General features: G+C 55.3%; 15 protein-coding genes, 1 tRNA gene and 1 other RNA gene. 10 read left to right on the top strand and 7 right to left on the bottom strand.

Translation table 11 applies throughout. The features are described from left to right. Positions 1 to 198 precede the first annotated feature (198 nt). Both PGY33_RS01770 and PGY33_RS01765 read left to right on the top strand, forming a co-directional pair. Positions 199 to 2277, top strand: coding sequence for a glutamine synthetase III family protein (locus tag PGY33_RS01770; protein ID WP_117751800.1), 2079 nt, complete (start codon positions 199 to 201; stop codon positions 2275 to 2277). A gap of 122 nt (positions 2278 to 2399) precedes the next feature. Next, a complete protein-coding gene (locus PGY33_RS01765; protein ID WP_270418119.1) occupies positions 2400 to 4121 on the top strand; it encodes an ammonium transporter in 1722 nt (573 codons plus the stop codon). A gap of 87 nt (positions 4122 to 4208) precedes the next feature. Here the strand turns inward: PGY33_RS01765 and PGY33_RS01760 are convergent, their stop codons facing one another. Further along, a complete protein-coding gene (locus PGY33_RS01760; protein ID WP_270477056.1) occupies positions 4209 to 5177 on the bottom strand; it encodes an RluA family pseudouridine synthase in 969 nt (322 codons plus the stop codon). A gap of 175 nt (positions 5178 to 5352) precedes the next feature. Between PGY33_RS01760 and PGY33_RS01755 the strand changes: the two genes are divergently transcribed. From PGY33_RS01755 to PGY33_RS01730, 6 genes are all read left to right on the top strand, one after another. Then, positions 5353 to 5862 (top strand): YceD family protein, encoded by a 510-nt coding sequence (locus tag PGY33_RS01755; RefSeq protein ID WP_117751772.1) that lies wholly within the window; start codon positions 5353 to 5355, stop codon positions 5860 to 5862. 45 nt (positions 5863 to 5907) lie between these two features. Then, a complete protein-coding gene (gene rpmF / locus PGY33_RS01750) occupies positions 5908 to 6093 on the top strand; it encodes a 50S ribosomal protein L32 (RefSeq protein ID WP_110436149.1) in 186 nt (61 codons plus the stop codon). Between the two features lie 318 nt (positions 6094 to 6411). Then, positions 6412 to 7740, top strand: coding sequence for a ribosome biogenesis GTPase Der (gene der, locus PGY33_RS01745; RefSeq protein WP_118284961.1), 1329 nt, complete (start codon positions 6412 to 6414; stop codon positions 7738 to 7740). Positions 7741 to 7752: 12 nt separating this feature from the next. After that, positions 7753 to 8388: a glycerol-3-phosphate 1-O-acyltransferase PlsY gene (plsY, locus tag PGY33_RS01740; RefSeq protein ID WP_118729099.1), complete on the top strand. Its 636-nt coding sequence runs from the start codon at positions 7753 to 7755 to the stop codon at positions 8386 to 8388. Position 8389: 1 nt separating this feature from the next. Further along, the gene (locus PGY33_RS01735) at positions 8390 to 9403 is read left to right on the top strand and encodes an NAD(P)H-dependent glycerol-3-phosphate dehydrogenase (protein ID WP_118284960.1); all 1014 of its coding nucleotides are present in this window, start codon (positions 8390 to 8392) and stop codon (positions 9401 to 9403) included. A gap of 170 nt (positions 9404 to 9573) precedes the next feature. After that, positions 9574 to 9649 (top strand) — tRNA-Gly (locus PGY33_RS01730). 518 nt (positions 9650 to 10167) lie between these two features. On the opposite strand, the gene PGY33_RS01725 is transcribed toward PGY33_RS01730, so the two are convergent. From PGY33_RS01725 to infC, 4 genes are all read right to left on the bottom strand, one after another. Further along, the gene (locus tag PGY33_RS01725) at positions 10168 to 11427 is read right to left on the bottom strand and encodes a hypothetical protein (protein WP_270477052.1); all 1260 of its coding nucleotides are present in this window, start codon (positions 11425 to 11427) and stop codon (positions 10168 to 10170) included. Positions 11428 to 11551: 124 nt separating this feature from the next. Beyond that, a complete protein-coding gene (rplT, locus tag PGY33_RS01720) occupies positions 11552 to 11905 on the bottom strand; it encodes a 50S ribosomal protein L20 (RefSeq protein ID WP_110436155.1) in 354 nt (117 codons plus the stop codon). Positions 11906 to 11943: 38 nt separating this feature from the next. Beyond that, positions 11944 to 12147 carry a 50S ribosomal protein L35 gene (gene rpmI, locus PGY33_RS01715; RefSeq protein ID WP_054327617.1) on the bottom strand — a complete coding sequence of 68 codons (204 nt, stop codon included), beginning with the start codon at positions 12145 to 12147 and terminating at the stop codon, positions 11944 to 11946. 46 nt (positions 12148 to 12193) lie between these two features. Further along, positions 12194 to 12703 (bottom strand): translation initiation factor IF-3, encoded by a 510-nt coding sequence (gene infC / locus PGY33_RS01710; protein WP_118360706.1) that lies wholly within the window; start codon positions 12701 to 12703, stop codon positions 12194 to 12196. Between the two features lie 395 nt (positions 12704 to 13098). Between infC and PGY33_RS01705 the strand changes: the two genes are divergently transcribed. Together PGY33_RS01705 and ssrS are read left to right on the top strand one after the other, a co-directional pair. After that, entirely contained in the window at positions 13099 to 13371 is a 273-nt protein-coding gene (locus PGY33_RS01705; RefSeq protein ID WP_117492244.1) for a DUF1292 domain-containing protein, read from the top strand. Between the two features lie 74 nt (positions 13372 to 13445). Further along, positions 13446 to 13640, top strand: a non-coding RNA gene (ssrS, locus tag PGY33_RS01700) — 6S RNA. Between the two features lie 946 nt (positions 13641 to 14586). Here ssrS and PGY33_RS01695 read toward each other — a convergent pair. Beyond that, positions 14587 to 15819 carry an S-layer homology domain-containing protein gene (locus PGY33_RS01695; RefSeq protein ID WP_118478906.1) on the bottom strand — a complete coding sequence of 411 codons (1233 nt, stop codon included), beginning with the start codon at positions 15817 to 15819 and terminating at the stop codon, positions 14587 to 14589. 304 nt (positions 15820 to 16123) lie between these two features. Further along, on the bottom strand, positions 16124 to 17647 hold the full coding sequence (locus tag PGY33_RS01690) for a YifB family Mg chelatase-like AAA ATPase (RefSeq protein WP_270477046.1): 1524 nt from the start codon (positions 17645 to 17647) through the stop codon (positions 16124 to 16126). Positions 17648 to 17669: the final 22 nt, after the last annotated feature.

Genomic DNA, 17669 nt, shown 5'->3' with positions numbered 1-17669 from the left:
ATTAAGTATGTTGTAGCAAATCTTCCGAAAATGAAAAAAACACCATAATCTCCCTTGACAAAGCAAGGCAGGACGGCTATAATGCAAAGTGTAAACAGCAAAGGCGCTGTGGGCACACGACCCGCAGCGCCTGATTTGTTTTATTCAGTTTGTTTGCTATTAAAATTAACATATGTAAGGAGCGAACCATTCATGAGCATTACGAATGTTCCCGAGCTGTTCGGCAGCATGGTGTTTAACGACACTGTGATGAAAGAACGTCTTCCCAAGGACGTTTACAAGAAGCTGAAGAAGACCATGCGCGAGGGCACCGCGATCGACGCCGATGTTGCTGCTGTTGTTGCAACGGCAATGAAGGACTGGGCGATCAGCAAGGGTGCAACCCATTACACGCACTGGTTCCAGCCGATGACCGGCATCACCGCCGAGAAGCACGACTCGTTCATCACGCCGACCGACGACGGCCATGTGATGATGGAGTTCTCCGGCAAGGAGCTGATCAAGGGCGAACCGGACGCATCGTCCTTCCCGTCCGGCGGTCTGCGCGCAACCTTCGAGGCACGCGGCTACACCGCATGGGACCCGACCAGCTACGCATTTGTAAAGGATGGTTCCCTTTACATTCCGACCGCATTCTGCTCCTACACCGGTCAGATCCTCGATAAGAAAACGCCGCTGCTGCGCTCGATGGACGCCATCAGCACGCAGGCGTGCCGCATCCTCAAGCTGTTCGGCAAGGATGTTAAGCGTGTAACCACCACCGTAGGCCCGGAGCAGGAATATTTCCTGATCGACCGCGAGGACTACGCAAAGCGCAAGGACCTGATCTTTACCGGCCGCACCCTGTTCGGTGCAATGCCGCCGAAGGGTCAGGAAATGGATGATCACTACTTCGGCGCACTTCGTCCGCGCGTTGCTGCTTTCATGCAGGAGCTCGACGAGGAGCTGTGGAAGCTGGGCATCCTCTCCAAGACCAAGCACAACGAGGTTGCACCGTGCCAGCACGAGATGGCGCCGGTGTTCTCCACCACCAACATCGCGACCGACCACAACCAGTTGACCATGGAGGTCATGCGTACGGTCGCGCAGAAGCATGGCTTCACCTGCCTGCTGCATGAGAAGCCGTTCGAGGGCGTAAACGGCTCCGGCAAGCACAACAACTGGTCCATTTCCACCGATCGGGGCGAGAACCTGCTCGAGCCGGGCAAGAACCCGAGCGAGAATACCCAGTTCATCCTGTTCCTGACCGCTGTTATCAAGGCTGTTGACGAGTATCAGGATCTGCTCCGCATCTCGGTTGCATCCGCAGGCAACGATCACCGTCTGGGCGCGAACGAGGCGCCTCCGGCTATCATCTCCATGTTCATCGGCGATGAGCTTCAGTCGATCCTTGATTCCATCGAGTCCGGTGCGGAGTACACCGACGTTTACAAGACCAAGATGGATCTGGGCGCTGCTGTTCTTCCGCCGATCCCGAAAGACACCACCGACCGCAACCGTACCTCTCCGTTTGCTTTCACCGGCAACAAGTTCGAGTTCCGTTCGCTGGGTTCGGCCGTCAACATCGCGTGTGCAAACGTTATGCTGAATACCGCAGTTGCCGAGGAGCTCCGCCAGTTCGCTGACGAGCTGGAGGGCGCTGAGGACTTCGAGGCCGCTGTATACGCACTCATTAAGCGCGAGATCAAGGCGCACAAGCGCATCATCTTCAACGGCAACGGCTACGACGAGTCCTGGGTTGCCGAGGCGGAGAAGCGCGGCCTGCTCAACTTCAAGAGCGCGGCAGATGCATTCCCGCACTACGTTGACCAGAAGAACCTCGACCTGTTCGCAAAGCACAATGTTTACACCTCTGCGGAGATCCATTCCCGTATGGAGACCCAGCTTGAGGAGTACAACAAGATCCTGCACATCGAGGCTATGACCATGAGCGATATGGTACGCGAGGAGATCACTCCGGCGTGCATCGCATTTGAAAACGAGCTGGCAGGCACCGTCAATGCCAAGAAGGCAGCAGGTGTTACCGGCGGCATGGAGGCAGGTCTGCTGGGCAAGGTTTCCGAGCTGACCGAGGAGCTGTACACCAAGAGCGCAGCGCTCGACGAGGCTGTTGCAGCCGTTCCGACCGACGACAACGAAAAGGCAGCACATTACTACCACGATGTTGTCATCTCCGCGATGGATGAAGTCCGTGCACCGGCCGACAAGCTGGAGGGTCTGGTAGGCAAGAAGTTCTGGCCGTTCCCGACCTACTCCGACATCCTGTTCTACGTTTAAGGAACAGAACGAAACTTACATTCGTTAATATTTACACAATGGCGTGTATTTTCCCTTTCTTTTAGAAGAAAGGGAAGGTACACGCCATTTCTATTTCAAGGGGGTTATTAAAAATGGATATCATGGAACTTGCTACGTCGATGGACGTAGGCTGGACGCTCGTTGCGGCGGCGCTGGTATTCTTCATGCAGGCCGGCTTCGCAATGGTTGAGACCGGCTTCACCAGAGCAAAGAATGCCGGCAACATCATTATGAAGAACCTGATGGACTTCTCGCTCGGCACGCCGATTTTCTGGATCCTCGGCTTCGGCATCATGTTCGGCGCGGCAAGCCCGTTCTTCGGCGGCTTTGATTTCTTCGCGGACGGCGTTGTCGGTGAGGGCTACGACTGGACGACTCTGATCTTCCAGACCGTATTCTGTGCAACTGCCGCGACCATCGTTTCCGGTTCGATGGCAGAGCGCACTAAATTCTCTGCATACTGCATTTACTCAATGATTATTTCTGCGGTCATCTATCCGGTTTCCGGTCACTGGATCTGGGGCGGCGGCTGGCTCGCAGAGCTTGGCTTCCACGACTTCGCAGGCTCCACGGCGGTACACATGGTCGGCGGCGTTGCAGCCCTTGTCGGTGCTGCAATCCTCGGTCCCCGTATCGGCAAGTACACTAAGGATGGCAAGGCTCGTGCAATCCCGGGTCACTCCCTGACGCTCGGCGCTCTCGGCTGCTTTATCCTGTGGTTCTGCTGGTTCGGCTTCAACGGCGGCTCTACCGTTGCACTGTCGGGCGGCGGCGCTGAGGTCGCATCCCGTGTATTTGTAACCACCAACATGGCAGCTGCTGTTGCAACCGTAACCGTTATGTGCATCACCTGGATCCGCTACAAGAAGCCTGATGTTTCCATGACGCTGAACGGCTCTCTGGCAGGTCTGGTAGCTATCACCGCAGGCTGCGATGTGGTTACTCCGTTCGGTTCGGTTATCATCGGTATCTGCGCAGGCTTTGCCGTTGTATTCGGTATCGAATTTGTCGATCAGAAACTCAAGGTCGATGATCCGGTCGGCGCTGTCGGCGTGCACTGCATCAACGGCGCACTGGGCACCATCCTTACCGGCCTGTTCGCTTACTATAATGGCACTGAGGTTGAGCCCCTCGGCGTATTCTACGGCGGTGGCTTCCACTTCTTCGGCATTCAGGTTCTCGGTGTCGTTGCAGTCATTGCATGGGTTGCAATCACCATGACTATCGTATTCAATGTTATCAAGCACACCATCGGCCTGCGCGTAAGCGAGGCTGAGGAGATCATGGGTCTGGATAAGCCGGAGCACGGCCTGTCCTCCGCATACGCAGACTTTATGCCGGTCGTTCCTGCTGTTCTGGGCACCAAGGCTGGCGAAACCGCTGCAAAGATCAAGGACACCATTCCGGTTGCAGTCGAGAAGGCTGTTCCGGTCACCAAGGTGACGACCGAGGGCGCTTCGCACGAGCATAAGCTGAGCAAGATCGTTATCATTGCAAAGCAGTCCAAGTTTGAGGTTCTGAAGGAAGCGCTGGCATCCATCGGCGTATCCGGTATGACCGTGACCAACGTAGTCGGCTGCGGCGTACAGAAGGGCGCTCCTGAGTATTACCGCGGCGCTGAGGTTGACGTAACCCTGCTGCCCAAGATGAAGATGGAGGTTGTTGTATCCAAGGTTCCGGTTGAAACCGTTGTTGAAACGGTCAAGAAGGTTCTGTACACCGGTCATATCGGTGACGGCAAGATCTTCGTTTACGATGTGGAGAACGTCGTAAAGGTTCGTACCGGCGCAGAAGGCTTTGATGCCCTGCAGGACGATAACTAAATCGCATAAAGGAAAACGCTGAGCGGTGGCTCAGCGTTTTCTTTTTGCGGAATGAAACCGTTGTGTTCATTCTCCGTTTTCCATTACTCACGGCTTGAAATTCGGAAAATACTTCTTCACGAACGGAATATCTTTAACCTTAAAGGTTTTTCCGTTGAGGTACTGCAAGGCTCCCGCGTCCTGCGCGAATCGGAAGGTGAGGGAATAGGCATAGAGCGCCTGACCGGTCTCGCCGTAGGGACGGTTGAGTTCGTTCGTGCCGTATTTGCCGTCGCCGAGCAGCGGGCAGCCGATGGACGCCATATGTGCACGGATCTGGTGCGTACGGCCGGTCAGCAGTTCACACTCCACGAGCGACAGTCTGCCGTGCGACGTGAGCGTGCGGTAGCGCGTGCGTGCGGTTTTGGCACCCGGCACGCGGGTCCTGTGCAGCGTGACCTGCTTGCGCTTTTCATCACGACGGAGATAGTTCTCAATCAGCCACTCGGGCGGCTTGGGTCTGCCGTGCACGATGCACAGATACCGCTTTTCCATCTCGCGGTCCTTGATCTTATCATTTAATATGCGCAGCGCTTCAGCGGTCTTTGCCGCGATGACGATGCCGCCGGTGTTGCGGTCGATACGGTTGCACAGGGCTGGTGCAAATGACGCAGCATCATCCGGATTCCACGCACCGGACTGAAACAGGTACGCCTGAATGTGTGCGATGAGCGTATCCGTGTCGCCGTGCTCATCTGCGTGAACGACCATGCCCGGCGCCTTATCCGCCAGCAGGATGTGCTCGTCCTCGTACACGACGCGCACGCGCGGTGTTTTGATGCGGCGGAAGGCTTCTTCCTCCTTGGGCGCGTCAAAATATTCATCATTGAGGTAAAGCTGTACGGAATCGCCCTCAGCGAGCTTGTAGGCAGCTTCAGTGCGCTTGTTATTGACCTTAATGCGCTTTAACCGCAGGTATTTATGCATCATGCCGCCGGATAAAAGCGGCACGGCTTTTTCTAAAAATTTATTCAGACGTTGTCCACTGTCGTTTTTTGTGATATAATATTCTCTCAAGGCAGGGTATCCTTTTCCGTTGATTTGCCCGTTTGGGTGAAACCAGTATACCGCATTTTCCGAAAAAAGAAAAGTGCGGGCGGACAGTTCGGAAAAATACCGTGTTTTGTAGATTTTTTGGTTGACAAAGACCGATTGTTTGTAGTATACTATCTTAGTACCATGTGAGGTTGACATGAAGATTGACTTAAAAAAGCTGAACGCGTCTGCACATGCGTCGATTCCGTTCGATGAAACGATCGACCTGACGGACGAAAAGCTCTATGGCGCGAAGCCGTTTCAAAGCCCTGTCCACATCAAAGGCGTGGTTTCCAATGAAAGCGGTGTTGTGAGACTGGCGGGTTCGATCGAAACGATCTACTCCACCGAATGTGCACGCTGCCTGAAACCGCTCGAGATTCCGCTCTCAGCCGAGGCTGACATGATGCTCTCGGATGACCCCGAGGCGGAGGAAGAGGACGATCTTTTTGTGCTGACCAGCGACAGCGTGGATCCTGCGGACGTATTGGTGCCGGCATTGATCCTGCAGGTACAGATGACCTATCTGTGCAAAGAGGACTGCAAAGGCCTCTGTCCGCACTGCGGCGCCGACCGCAATGTGACCGACTGCGATTGCGACAAAAAGCAGATCGATCCGCGATTTGCCGCGCTGCGCGCCCTGCTCGATTCCGACAAGGGCGAATGAGTTTGTATTGAAAAATAAGACGATAGAGTAGGAGGTGTATCCAACATGGCAGTACCTAAGGGTAAAATTTCTAAGGCACGCCGCGACAAGCGTCGTAACTCCCACTGGAAGCTCTCTCTGCCCGGCATGGCTAAGTGCCCGAAGTGCGGCGAGATGAAGCTGGCGCACAGAATGTGCAAGGCCTGCGGCTATTACAACGGTCGTGAGGTTAAGTCCGTTAAGGAAGCGTAAGCCTTAAAACAGAACAGGAAAAATGGAGAAGGCCGGATAGCTTTCTCCATTTTTTTTCAGGTTTCGATGAAAAGGTTCGCCTTTGCATCGAGAAGGGACGTACCGAGCACGGCTCGGATATGTCCCGGGCGCAAATCGGCGCGTCCTTGCGGCACACTGATTTGCTTTCTTGCATAAAAAGTCACATACATGCTGCGGCTTTTTATGGATTTGCGGAGCAAATTCGATTGAATGCGCGCTGACGCGCGACTTTTAACGAATTTCTTGCTTGTAATTTGTTTGCAAATGTCTTAAACTGACCTTAAAGGAGGGGAATTTATGGCAAAGCCTATTGTTGCGATCGTCGGTCGTCCGAATGTCGGCAAGTCGCAGCTGTTCAACCGCTTGGCGGGCAAGCGGCTTTCCATCGTTGAGGATACGCCGGGCGTTACCCGCGACCGTCTGTACGCTGACAGCGACTGGCGCGGTCGCGATTTCACTGTCATCGACACCGGCGGCATTGAGCCGTCGAACGATAACGAGATTCTGCAGTTCATGCGCTTTCAGGCAGAGACTGCGATCTCGCATGCGGATGTCATTATCCTGATCACCGACCTGCGCACTGGCATTACTGCCGCCGATCAGGACGTTGCGTCCATGCTGCTGCGCTCGGGCAAGCCGCTCGTGCTGGCTGTCAACAAGTGCGACAAGCCGGGTGATCCTCCGGCGGAGTTTTATGAGTTCTACAACCTCGGTCTGGGCGAGCCGTATGGCATTTCTGCACTGCACGGCTACGGTGTCGGTGAGCTGCTGGATGCGGCTTACGAATACTTCCCGCCGGCAGACGAGGAAGAGGAGGACGCGGACCGCATTCGCGTGGCTCTCATCGGCAAGCCGAACGTCGGCAAGTCCAGTCTGCTCAACCGCGTGCTCGGTGAGGAGCGTGTTATTGTCTCCAACATCGCGGGCACGACCCGCGACAGTGTTGATGCCGATGTGGATAACGCGCACGGCAAGTTTACGTTCATCGACACCGCCGGTATCCGTAAGAAGAGCAAGGTGGACGAGAAGATCGAGAAATTCTCGGTTATGCGTTCGCTGCTGGCGGTAGAGCGCGCCGATGTATGCGTTATCATGATTGACGCGACCGAAGGTGTTACCGAGCAGGACACCAAGGTGGCCGGAGAGGCGCACAACGCCGGTAAGGCGTGCATCATCGTGGTAAACAAGTGGGATCTGGTTGAGAAGGACGGCTCCACCATGAAGGAGTACACGCTGCGTGTCCGTGAGGGTCTGGCATACATGCCGTATGCACCGGTGCTGTTCATTTCCGCGCAGACCGGTCAGCGCGTGGACAAGCTGTTCTCGCTCATCCATGAGGTATATGAGCAGAACCATATGCGCATTCCGACCGGCCGACTCAACGCCATTCTCGCGGAGGCAACCGCACGCGTGCAGCCGCCTACGGACAAGGGCCGCCGTCTGCGTATCTTCTACATGACGCAGGCCTCTACCTGCCCGCCGACATTCGTCTGCTTCTGCAATGACGCGCGTCTGTTCCATTTCTCCTATCAGCGTTATCTGGAAAACCAGATCCGTGAGGTGTTCGGTCTGACCGGTACGCCGGTACGCATGGTCATCCGCGAGCGCAGCGACAAGTCGCAGTAAGGAGAGGGCAACATGACACTTACGCATTTTGCGATCATTGCCGTGTGCGCGTATCTGCTCGGCTCGCTCAGCTTTGCGATCATTGTCAGCAAGGTGACGCTTGGCAAGGATATCCGCAACTACGGCAGCGGCAACGCCGGTCTGACGAACGCGTACCGCACGATGGGTGCGAAAAAGACGCTGTTCGTTCTGCTCGGTGACATTGCCAAGGGTGCCGCAGCGGTTTCGGTCGGCTGGGCGCTCGGCGGTCCGGTTGGCAAGCTGACAGCGGGTATTTTTGTTATCCTCGGCCATATGTTTCCGCTGTATTTCGGCTTTAAGGGCGGCAAGGGCGTGCTAGTCGGCGCGGTTATGCTTGCGTTTTTTGACTGGCGCGTGTTCGCCATTGCATTTGCGCTGTTCATCCTGTCGGTCGTGCTGACAAAGTGGATCTCGCTCGGTTCGATCCTCGGCGCGGTCAGCTTTCCGATCACGACATGGCTGTTCTATCGCGATCCGGTGCTGACGGCGATGGCGTTCGGCATGGCGGCGGCAGTTGTTTTCATGCACCGCTCGAATATCGGACGCATCCTGCACGGCACGGAAAATAAATTCTCTTTTAAGAGCAAAAAGACGATCGAAGCATCGCCTGACGGAGAGGAGAAGTAACATGAAGGTTTTTGTACTGGGTACCGGTGGCTGGGGCATCGCACTGGCGATGCTGCTGCACCAGAACGGACATGAAGTAACCTCGTGGACCTATCTGCAGGAGGAGTGTGACCTGCTGCACCGCGAGCGCTGCAACGAGAAGCTGCTGCCGGGTGTTGTCATTCCGGAGGGTATTGAGATTACGACCGACATGTCCGGCGCTGCCAAAGCGGATCTGGTCGTGCTGGCGGTGCCGTCCTTCGCGGTAGCGAGCACGGCGGAGCAGCTGGCGAAGATCGTGCCGCCGCATACGGTTATCGTCAACGTCGGCAAGGGTCTGGACTCCAAACACGGCTACTGCCGGTTCTCCGAGACCATCTCGAACGCGATGAACGGCAGCAATCCGGTCGTTGCACTGACCGGTCCGACGCACGCCGAGGAGGTTGCACGCGGCATTCCGACGGCTATCGTAGCCGCTTCGGAGAGCCGTGCGGCGGCTGAGCTGACGCAGGCGGCGTTCATGAACGATACTAATTTCCGCGTGTACACCTCGTCCGACATTATCGGCTGTGAGCTGGGCGGTGCGTTCAAGAACATTATTGCGCTCGGTGCCGGTATTTCGGATGGTCTGGGTCTGGGCGACAACTCCAAGGCGGCATTTATGACCCGTGGTCTGACCGAGATCGCGCGTCTGGGCGTCAAGTTGGGCGCCAAGCAGGAGACATTTGCAGGCCTGTCCGGTGTGGGCGATCTGATCGTAACCTGCTGCTCTATGCACTCGCGCAACCGCCGTGCCGGTATCCTGATCGGCAAGGGCGCAACGGCGCAGGAGGCGATGAAGGAGGTCGGCGCAACGGTCGAGGGCTATTACGCGACCGAGGCAGGCTACCACCTTGCGCAGCAGCAGGGCGTGTCCATGCCGATTACCGAAGCGATGTACGCCGTGCTGTACGGCGGCATGCCTGCACAGGAGGCGATTCGGCATCTGCTCAATCGTCCGCGCCGCGGCGAGCACGAAGAGGTCTGGGTGCACTGAGAAGCTGAAAGGAAAAAGGGAAAGAGAAAACCGACGGTGTGCGCCGTCGGTTTTCTGTACTTCGGAAAAATTTACGAAAAAAGAAAGAAAAGTGTTGACAGGGGACACGTTAACTGATATAATAAATCTTGCTTTGAGGCGGTAAGCCAAAAGCGAGATGAAAGGAATATGCGGCTGTAGCTCATCTGGTAGAGCGCCACCTTGCCAAGGTGGAGGTAGCGAGTTCGAGCCTCGTCAGCCGCTCCAGTTAGTCCACTTGCGAAAGCAAGTGGATTTTTTGCTTTTTCTGTTCGCTGAAGATTGAGGAATGGGCGCCAATCTTTGGCGGGAAGTCGCCGCACCCTGCGGCGGGGCAAGAGGGTAGACACCAAGGTTTCTACCCTCTTAACTCCCACTTCCTTTTGTTTGTTAGTCTGGCGCAGATCAGAGACCGGCGACCGCTTCGAAAAAGGGGAACAGCAGAGGATTTTTATTACCGCAGGGGAGCACAGTGTGCTCCCATTTCTTTACCTCTGCGCAGTGCCGGATTCCGTACTGCTACACATATCGGCAGCTCTACGCAGGCGCGACATACCCGTGTCGCGCAACTCGTTTGCTCGGTGGTCATGGACGGCATCTGCGGGTTTTGTTTGATAACGGATGATACCGTAGGGTGCGACCTCGGCGCACCGCTTGTAACCCATCTGCACCTTGCGTAACCGCAGGGGCGGCCGTTGGCCGCCCGCACAACGCTTTACCGCTGCGTAATTCTCCATTCTCCATTTTCAATTCTCAATTTGCAGAATCTCCTCCGCAAACTGTCCCCGAACACCTTCTTTATCTGAGAGAAAATCATTCCACCGGAACAACCCTGTATGCGGATTCTCAGACAGCTTCCCATAAACTGAATACGGCAGCAGCTGCGCCTGATATCTTGCGCTCCATCTCAAATACCGCTGCATAAAGCGTTCTGCAAGCCGATACGCCTGACAGTTCTTATCCGCATCACTCGCGGGATTGAGCGCGCTGAGCTGCACGCCGCCGCCTTTACAATCGGTTTTACTGGGCGAGGGCGTAGAGTGCGCGATGACAATGCTGCCGTCTCGGCAGGGACCGATGCACAGCCACACATGACCGTCCATGCTGAAGATATCGCCGGGACGGAACGAGGACGGCTCCTGCAGGCCGTTGCCGCAGTTCTGACGGGAAAGGGTACCCCAGGCTCTTTGGGCAAGCATATGGGCAAACTCGGCGGCGGGCGTGACATAGCCATCACAGTCGGAGACAGACGCACTCTCGGTATGCAGGGTATTGTACAGCGTCCAGCCGAGGTAGCCCGAGCAATCCAGACCGGAATAGCCGTACTGGTTCCAGCCGCCGGTCGGGTAGTAGCTGTGCGCGGGATTGCTGTCGCTGCGGTAAGTATAGCAGGCGTTCTGACAGTCGAAGAAGTCGATCCAGCTTTGCGGCAGGCCAATGTGCATGGCAGTATTGCCGGAGCCGGTATCCTGCCAGTTCCAGCCGCCGCCGTAGACGTACAGCGCGGTGCCGACGGGCATCAAGGCGGTTCGGAGCAGGTTCTGCAGCGTGCGCCGACCGGGAGTGCCGTGAACCGGCGGATGGTACATCTGCGGAGCAGGCCGGATATACGCAGCACCGCCGAATACCTGTGCATAACTTCCGACGATCCGGCCGGTGAGAAAGCACGGCAGAACGACAGCGCCGCCGGCTCGTGTGCGGATTTCAAACACAGCGCGGCAGGGAAGGTGCATGCCGTCTACTGTGATGGAATTGCCGCTAACGGCATGGATTACGCCTTGTGCGTCTGGACGGCTGAGAATGGCCTGTATTACCGTTCCCTGCCGGATGGTCAAATAATACGCCTGACCTTCCTGCAGGCGGTTCTGGATGGCGTATCGGCCTTTATCGCACACGGCATAGCAGCATACGCTGTCGTCCTGCCGAAACCGATGCGCAAACCGATCTTTATCCTCGGCACGGGCGCAGCCGTAGCCTTGTACCCCTAAGTAAATGGACAGACCCATTTCATCACACTCCTTACCATCACAGTATAGGGCAGAGGAACGCGGAATATGAAAACAGCGTCCCGAGCGGAACGCTGAATGCAAAAAACGAGCCTGCTTTCACAGACTCGTTTTTGTTATGCAATTAAAGTGCAGCCTTAGCCTTCTCAGCCAGTGCAGCGAATGCAGCCTGGTCGTTTACAGCCAGGTCAGCCAGCATCTTGCGGTTCAGGTCGATACCAGCCTTCTTCAGACCGTTCATGAAACGGCTGTAGTTGATATCGCAGGTCTTGCAAGCTGCAGAGATGCGGGTGATCCACAGACGACGGAAGTCACGCTTCTTGTGCTTACGGCCGATGTAAGCGTACTTCAGGCTCTTCATTACAGCCTGGTTGGCTACACGGTAGTGGGTAGACTTGGAACCCCAGTAACCCTTAGCACGCTTCAGGATCTTCTTTCTTCTTTTACGGGTCATCATTGCGCCCTTAACTCTTGCCATTGTGTTTGCCTCCTATATGAAAGATGTTGTTTTCTAACTTACTTGTACGGCAGCAGACGCTTCAGCTGTGCTACGTTGGTAGAATCTGCGAAGCCTTCCTTGCGGAGGTGGCGCTTCAGCTTAGTGGTCTTGCCATGGCCGTTGAGCAGGTGGCGCTTGCCAACGTGACCGCGCTTGAACTTACCGTTCTTGGTAACGGAAAATCTCTTTTTTGCACCGCTGTGCGTTTTGATCTTAGGCATAAGGTTTTGCTCCTCTCTGAATTTGCGCTATATATGCGCGTTGGTTTTACTTGTCCTTTGCGGGTGCCAGAAACATCAGCATCTGGCGGCCTTCGAGCTTGGGCTGCTTTTCTACCGTGCTGCACTCCGAGCACAGCTCCGCGAAGCGATGGAGCAGATCCTGACCAAGCGACGCGTGCGTGACCTCACGGCCACGGAAGCGAACCGAAACCTTGACCTTGTTGCCGTCCTGCAGGAAGCGGCAAGCGTTCTTTACCTTGGTGTTCAGGTCGCCGATGTCGATATTAGGCGTCAGGCGAATCTCTTTGATCTCCACGACACGCTGATTCTTTCGCGCTTCCTTCTCGCGCTTTGCCTGCTCGAAGCGGAATTTACCGTAATCCATGATCTTGCAGACAGGCGGCTTAGCCTGCGGCGCGATTTTGACCAGATCCATGCCCTTTTCTACGGCGATATCCTGTGCCTGCTGAATAGGCAGAATGCCGAGCTGTTCGCCGTCGTCACCGATCAGACGAACTTCCTTGTCGCGGATCTCTTCATTGATTTGATGTTCCATGCTGCTGATTGGTAAGCACCTCCAAACGAAATCGGTTTAAGACAAAAAGAAAAAGGACTGATCATTCAGACCGTCCTCCAAATAAAATCGCAGAGCGCGCAAAGCGGCTTCTGTGCTTTATTGACCCGTTTGCTTCGCTGCGGGTGAGGACATGCCTTCTTCCTTGTTACCTCAACTACTATACCAGAATTAATTTGCAAAGTCAAGGCTTTATTTCATGTTTTTTAACTGGTATGATTATTACAGCAACAGACATACTATGATCGTGTAAAGTGTAGTGCTGAATGCACAACATAAGGCTTTACAAATACGTCATAATTTGTTATGCTTAATACAAGGGACAGGAAACACCTGATTGCTCCCCTTTACTATGAATTTAAGGAGGTGCCGGACCCATGAGCGAGGAATACGGCAATGATTTTGTAACCCTGATCGACGAGGACGGCAACGAGGTCGAGTTTGAGCATATCGACACCGTGGAATATAATGGCGTGACCTATCTGGCGTTTATCCCTGCAGAGATCTCCATCGAGGAGGATGCAGAGGTCGTTATCATGCAGATCGTTGAGGAGAACGGCGAAGAGCTGCTCGAGGCGGTCGAGGATGACGAGATCGCAGATGCAGTGTTCAACATCGTTATGGAACGCGCCGAGGCAGAGGAGGAGTAATTCTCCGACCGATGGCATAAAATAAGAGTAAACAGCGCAGCTTCGTTATCGGAAGCAAAGCATTTTATTTCGGTAAGATCCTGCCCTGTTCGACAGCAGTCCTTTTTTAACCCACATTTTTAGTACGGGACTTCGGAAAGTTTTGATACTGAGCAGCAGGCCTCCCGGGTATACACGGAAGTTGGAAGCGCAGAGGTATCAAACAGAGGACCCACCTGCATGAGTCGTGCAGGTTACTAATTGGACTGCATCGGCAGGGTGGGGTTTTATTTTTGCATGAGTACGGAAATCGAACTTCGAGTTTGTTAAATCGTTATATACGAAGGTTTGTCGCTTGCGAAGCGAACGAATCTTGCCTGCCCGGCAGGGGCACAAGAGGGTAGACACCAAGGTTTCCACCCTCTTGTGAATCACCCCTTTCCTTTGGGATAGCCTGGCGAAAATCGGAGAGCGGCGACCGCTCCGAAATAGGGGAACGGCAGAGGATTTTTATTACCGTAGGGGAGCACAGTGTGCTCCCATTTCTTTACCTATACGCAGTGTCAGATACTTTGCTGCTACACATAAGGGCAACTCTGCGCTGGGTGCGGCACAAGGTGAATTGCCCGAAGGGCAAGAGAGGGTCCCCTGGGGGATAGCAGTGCCGCACAATTCGTTAGCGTGTTATTACAGACAGCACCTGCGGATTTAATCTTTGAAATTTATATTATATCATATCCGTAGAGCACCCCGCCCTACGATAACATTTAACTGTATATGTCATTCGCAGGCGCTGTTCGTAATCTCTAGACTAACAGAAAAGAAAACACCCGAGGCATTAAAAATGCTTCGGGTGTTACGTTTTTGTCCGTAACGCGGGACTGGATGATTCCATTTTTATATGTTTCCTTTCAAAAACAGGTATAAAAAAACCACGCGGCTGCTGTTTCTCTGCAAGCCCTGCGTGGAACCGATCAAAAAGTGCGGTTACTTTTCGCTCTGCGTCTTATGGTCATCACCAAAGATCAGATCGTCGATGTCCGGACGGTCGGGCTTCTGCGGAATAGAAAGTCTTCTCATGATGTCATGCCTCCTTGCTAATTTACTCTATATATCATTATAGCATGTTATTCTAAAATTGCAAATTAAATTCCTGTAAAGTTACACAAATTTCACAAAAGATAAGGGGCGGCTAACGATAAGCCGTCCCTTCTTTTGCCATTTCGTATGTAGTGCTTAGCGGCCGAAGTAGCTGAAGTGCATGTAGTCGCGCTTGGTGCGCCAGCCGTTGCCGCCCCAGGTAAAGCCGTACTTGGTGAAGGCATTGTAAACATCGCCGCCCTCGGGGATGGAGTACGGATCAATATACGGCGTCCAGTGGGTGCCGCAGGTCGGAGACAGGGAACCGTCCGAGTTGATGGTAGCTTCCATGTTCTCGTCCGGGTTGATATCAACTGCGGTGCCCTGCGAGTGCTCGCCGGTGCGCCACGAGTAGCAGCCTACATCATAGATCGGGAACTTCTCGGAGCCGTTGAAGATCTCCTCAAAGATTGCCTGATAGATGGAAGCCAGCGAAGCGTTTACCTGCAGATAAGCCTTGGAGGCCACCTTGGTGCCGTCGGACTGCAGATGCCATACCGGAACCACGATCTCTACCATGTGAGCCTCAGCCTCAGCTGCGGACTGGTACTTGCCGTTGCCTGCGCCGTAAACGTAGGTCATCTTCTCAGCCTCGGTCTTCGGCAGACCGGTGATGGTGGTTGCGGCAGAGGTGGAAGAACCGGCGGTGGTCGGCAGGTTAGCGGAGCCGTCAACCGCTGCGATCGGCGTCTTATCCGGCTTGAAGGCGGTGCAGAAACGGTTTGCCATGATCAGCGCCTGCTCACGGGTGGTGGTGCCGGACGGAGCCAGAATGGTGGTGTCCGTGCTGGTATCGGTGATGCCGTTGATGACCGAATGATCGACCATGGTAACGACCGGCTGCATTGCGTAATCGCTGATCATGCTTACATCGGGGTAATCCTCGATGCAGGCATCACCTGCGATCTCGGTTGCTTCGATATCGGCAGCGGCGAGGATGTTGTCGAGTATGGTGCACATTTCCTCACGGCTGATCTTGGCATCTGGATCAAAGTTGCCGTTGGTGCGGCCGTTTACAATGCCGAGCAGGTAAGCTGCGGTGACATTGGGATCCGAGCAGTCCTCGAACGGCTTTTTGCCCGAAACATAGACAGCCTTGCCGCTGACAGCCTTGTAGGCGTTCAGCGCAACGGCACAGAACTCTGCGCGGGTGATAGAGCCGGAAGCGGCACTGTTGGCCAGGGACGAAGGTGCCAGACCGGCATTCTGCGCAGCGGCAACGCCTTCCTGCGCCCAGCTGGACACATCGGATAATGCTCCCGCGCTTGGCATGAGCATTGCGGCAGTCAGCGCAAGCATACCGGCACGGCGAGCGATAGGATGAGACATTGAATTTTTCCTCCTGACTGGTTGTTGGTTTGCGGATAAAACAAACCAGTATGTTAAGGCAACACCGCACAATTAAAGCGGCGGTGCTTTGCGGAAATTTTGTGCCCTGATTTTGTTGCAGTTTCACGGTAATACATCAAGTATTACCACAAAACTGCGCCTCGTCAGTACGCAAAATTTACTCGCAAATCACTCTTGTTCAATTATGCGGTATTGCCTTAAATAAAACGAAATGGTCGAATTTAGACGAAGTTACAGTAATTGTAAATTTATACACATCATCCACAGACTTTTCCACAAGCTGTCAAGAACCTGCGGCCCTGTCGAGTGAACGGTACTGCAGAGCCTCGGCGAGATGTTCTGCCTCGATGACATTGCTGTCGGCCAGATCGGCGATCGTGCGGGCAACACGCAGTACGCGGTCATGCGCACGAGCGGTCAACCCCAGTCGCTGAAATGCGGCCGCAAACATACGAGACGCATCCGCGCTCAGCGGGCAGTGCTCGGCAAGCTGCGGCGGCGGAATGGCGGCGTTGCACACGTCGGCGCCCTGCCGGGCATACTGCCGCTCGCGCGCGGCGAGCACGCGGGTACGAATGTCGGCGGAGTGCTCCTCACTGACCTGACCTCGTGCAGCAAGCGCGGCGTATTCAACCGGCTGCACAGCAACCTGCAGGTCGATTCGGTCGAGCAGCGGACCGGACAGACGGTGCAGATACTGCTGAACGGCGGACTTGGTGCAGGTGCAGCGTTCCGTGCCGTACCAGCCGCATTTGCAGGGATTCATCGCGGCAATGAGCTGAAACCGTGCCGGATACGTCACTTGGCCGGCGACACGCGAGATGGTAACTCTGCCGTCCTCAAGCGGTTGGCGCAGGGTTTCGAGCACATCGCGGCGGAATTCCGGAAATTCATCCAGAAACAGCACACCGCGGTGCGCGAGCGTGATCTCGCCGGGGACGGGCAGCCGGCCTGCGGCACCCGAACCGCCTGCCATCGCGTTGGCCGAGGAATTATGGTGCGGTGCACGGAACGGCCGTTCGGCACGCTCGACCGCCTCCTGCCCTCTGCCAATGGCGGACCAGACACGGATAACCTCCAGCCGTTCGCTGTCGGATAGCGGCGGCAGGATGGTGGAAAAGCGTTTTGCAGCCATGCTCTTACCCGAACCGGGCGGTCCGGAAAGAAGCACGTTGTGTCCGCCTGCGGCCGCGATCTCAAGCGCGCGTTTGACCGCGTGCTGACCGAGCACATGCGCAAAATCCAGCGCATCGTCCTGCGGTTCGGGTCTGGGCGGAGGAGCACACGGCGTGAGCGGCTTTCTGCCGTTCAAATGTCCGAGCAGCTCATTTAATGTACGGATCGGAAACACCGTCACACCGGAAGCATAGGATGCTTCGGCGGCGTTCATCGCGGGAACGAATACGGTTTTGAAACCGGCATCACGCGCAGCAAGTGCCATGGAAAGCGCACCGCAGACAGGCCGCAGCTCTCCGGTGAGGGAAAGCTCGCCGAAGAAGAGAGCGTTGTCGGGCGGTGCGTCGATCTCGCCCGCTGCCGCCAGAATGGAAAGCAGAAGGGGCAGATCGTATGCTGTTCCTGCCTTTTTGGTGTCGGCAGGTGCGAGGTTGACGGTCAGTCGGGATACGGGCCAGTCAAAGGCACAGGCCTTTGCGGCGGCACGGACGCGCTCTCCGGCTTCGGATACCGCGCCGGTCGGCAGACCGACGACATCCAGCCGGGGAAGACCGCCGGAGAGGAAGCACTCGACGGTGACAATGTAGCCGTCAATGCCGCTCAGTCCTGCGGAGAATACGCGAGATACCATGCCGATCCCTCCGATACGTATG

It is taken from the genome of Butyricicoccus sp. AF18-9LB (assembly GCF_027684505.1).
Lineage (GTDB): Bacteria > Bacillota > Clostridia > Oscillospirales > Butyricicoccaceae > Agathobaculum > Agathobaculum butyriciproducens.
Note: the sequence above shows the minus strand (reverse complement) of the source record. Positions and strands in the feature narration are given on the sequence as shown.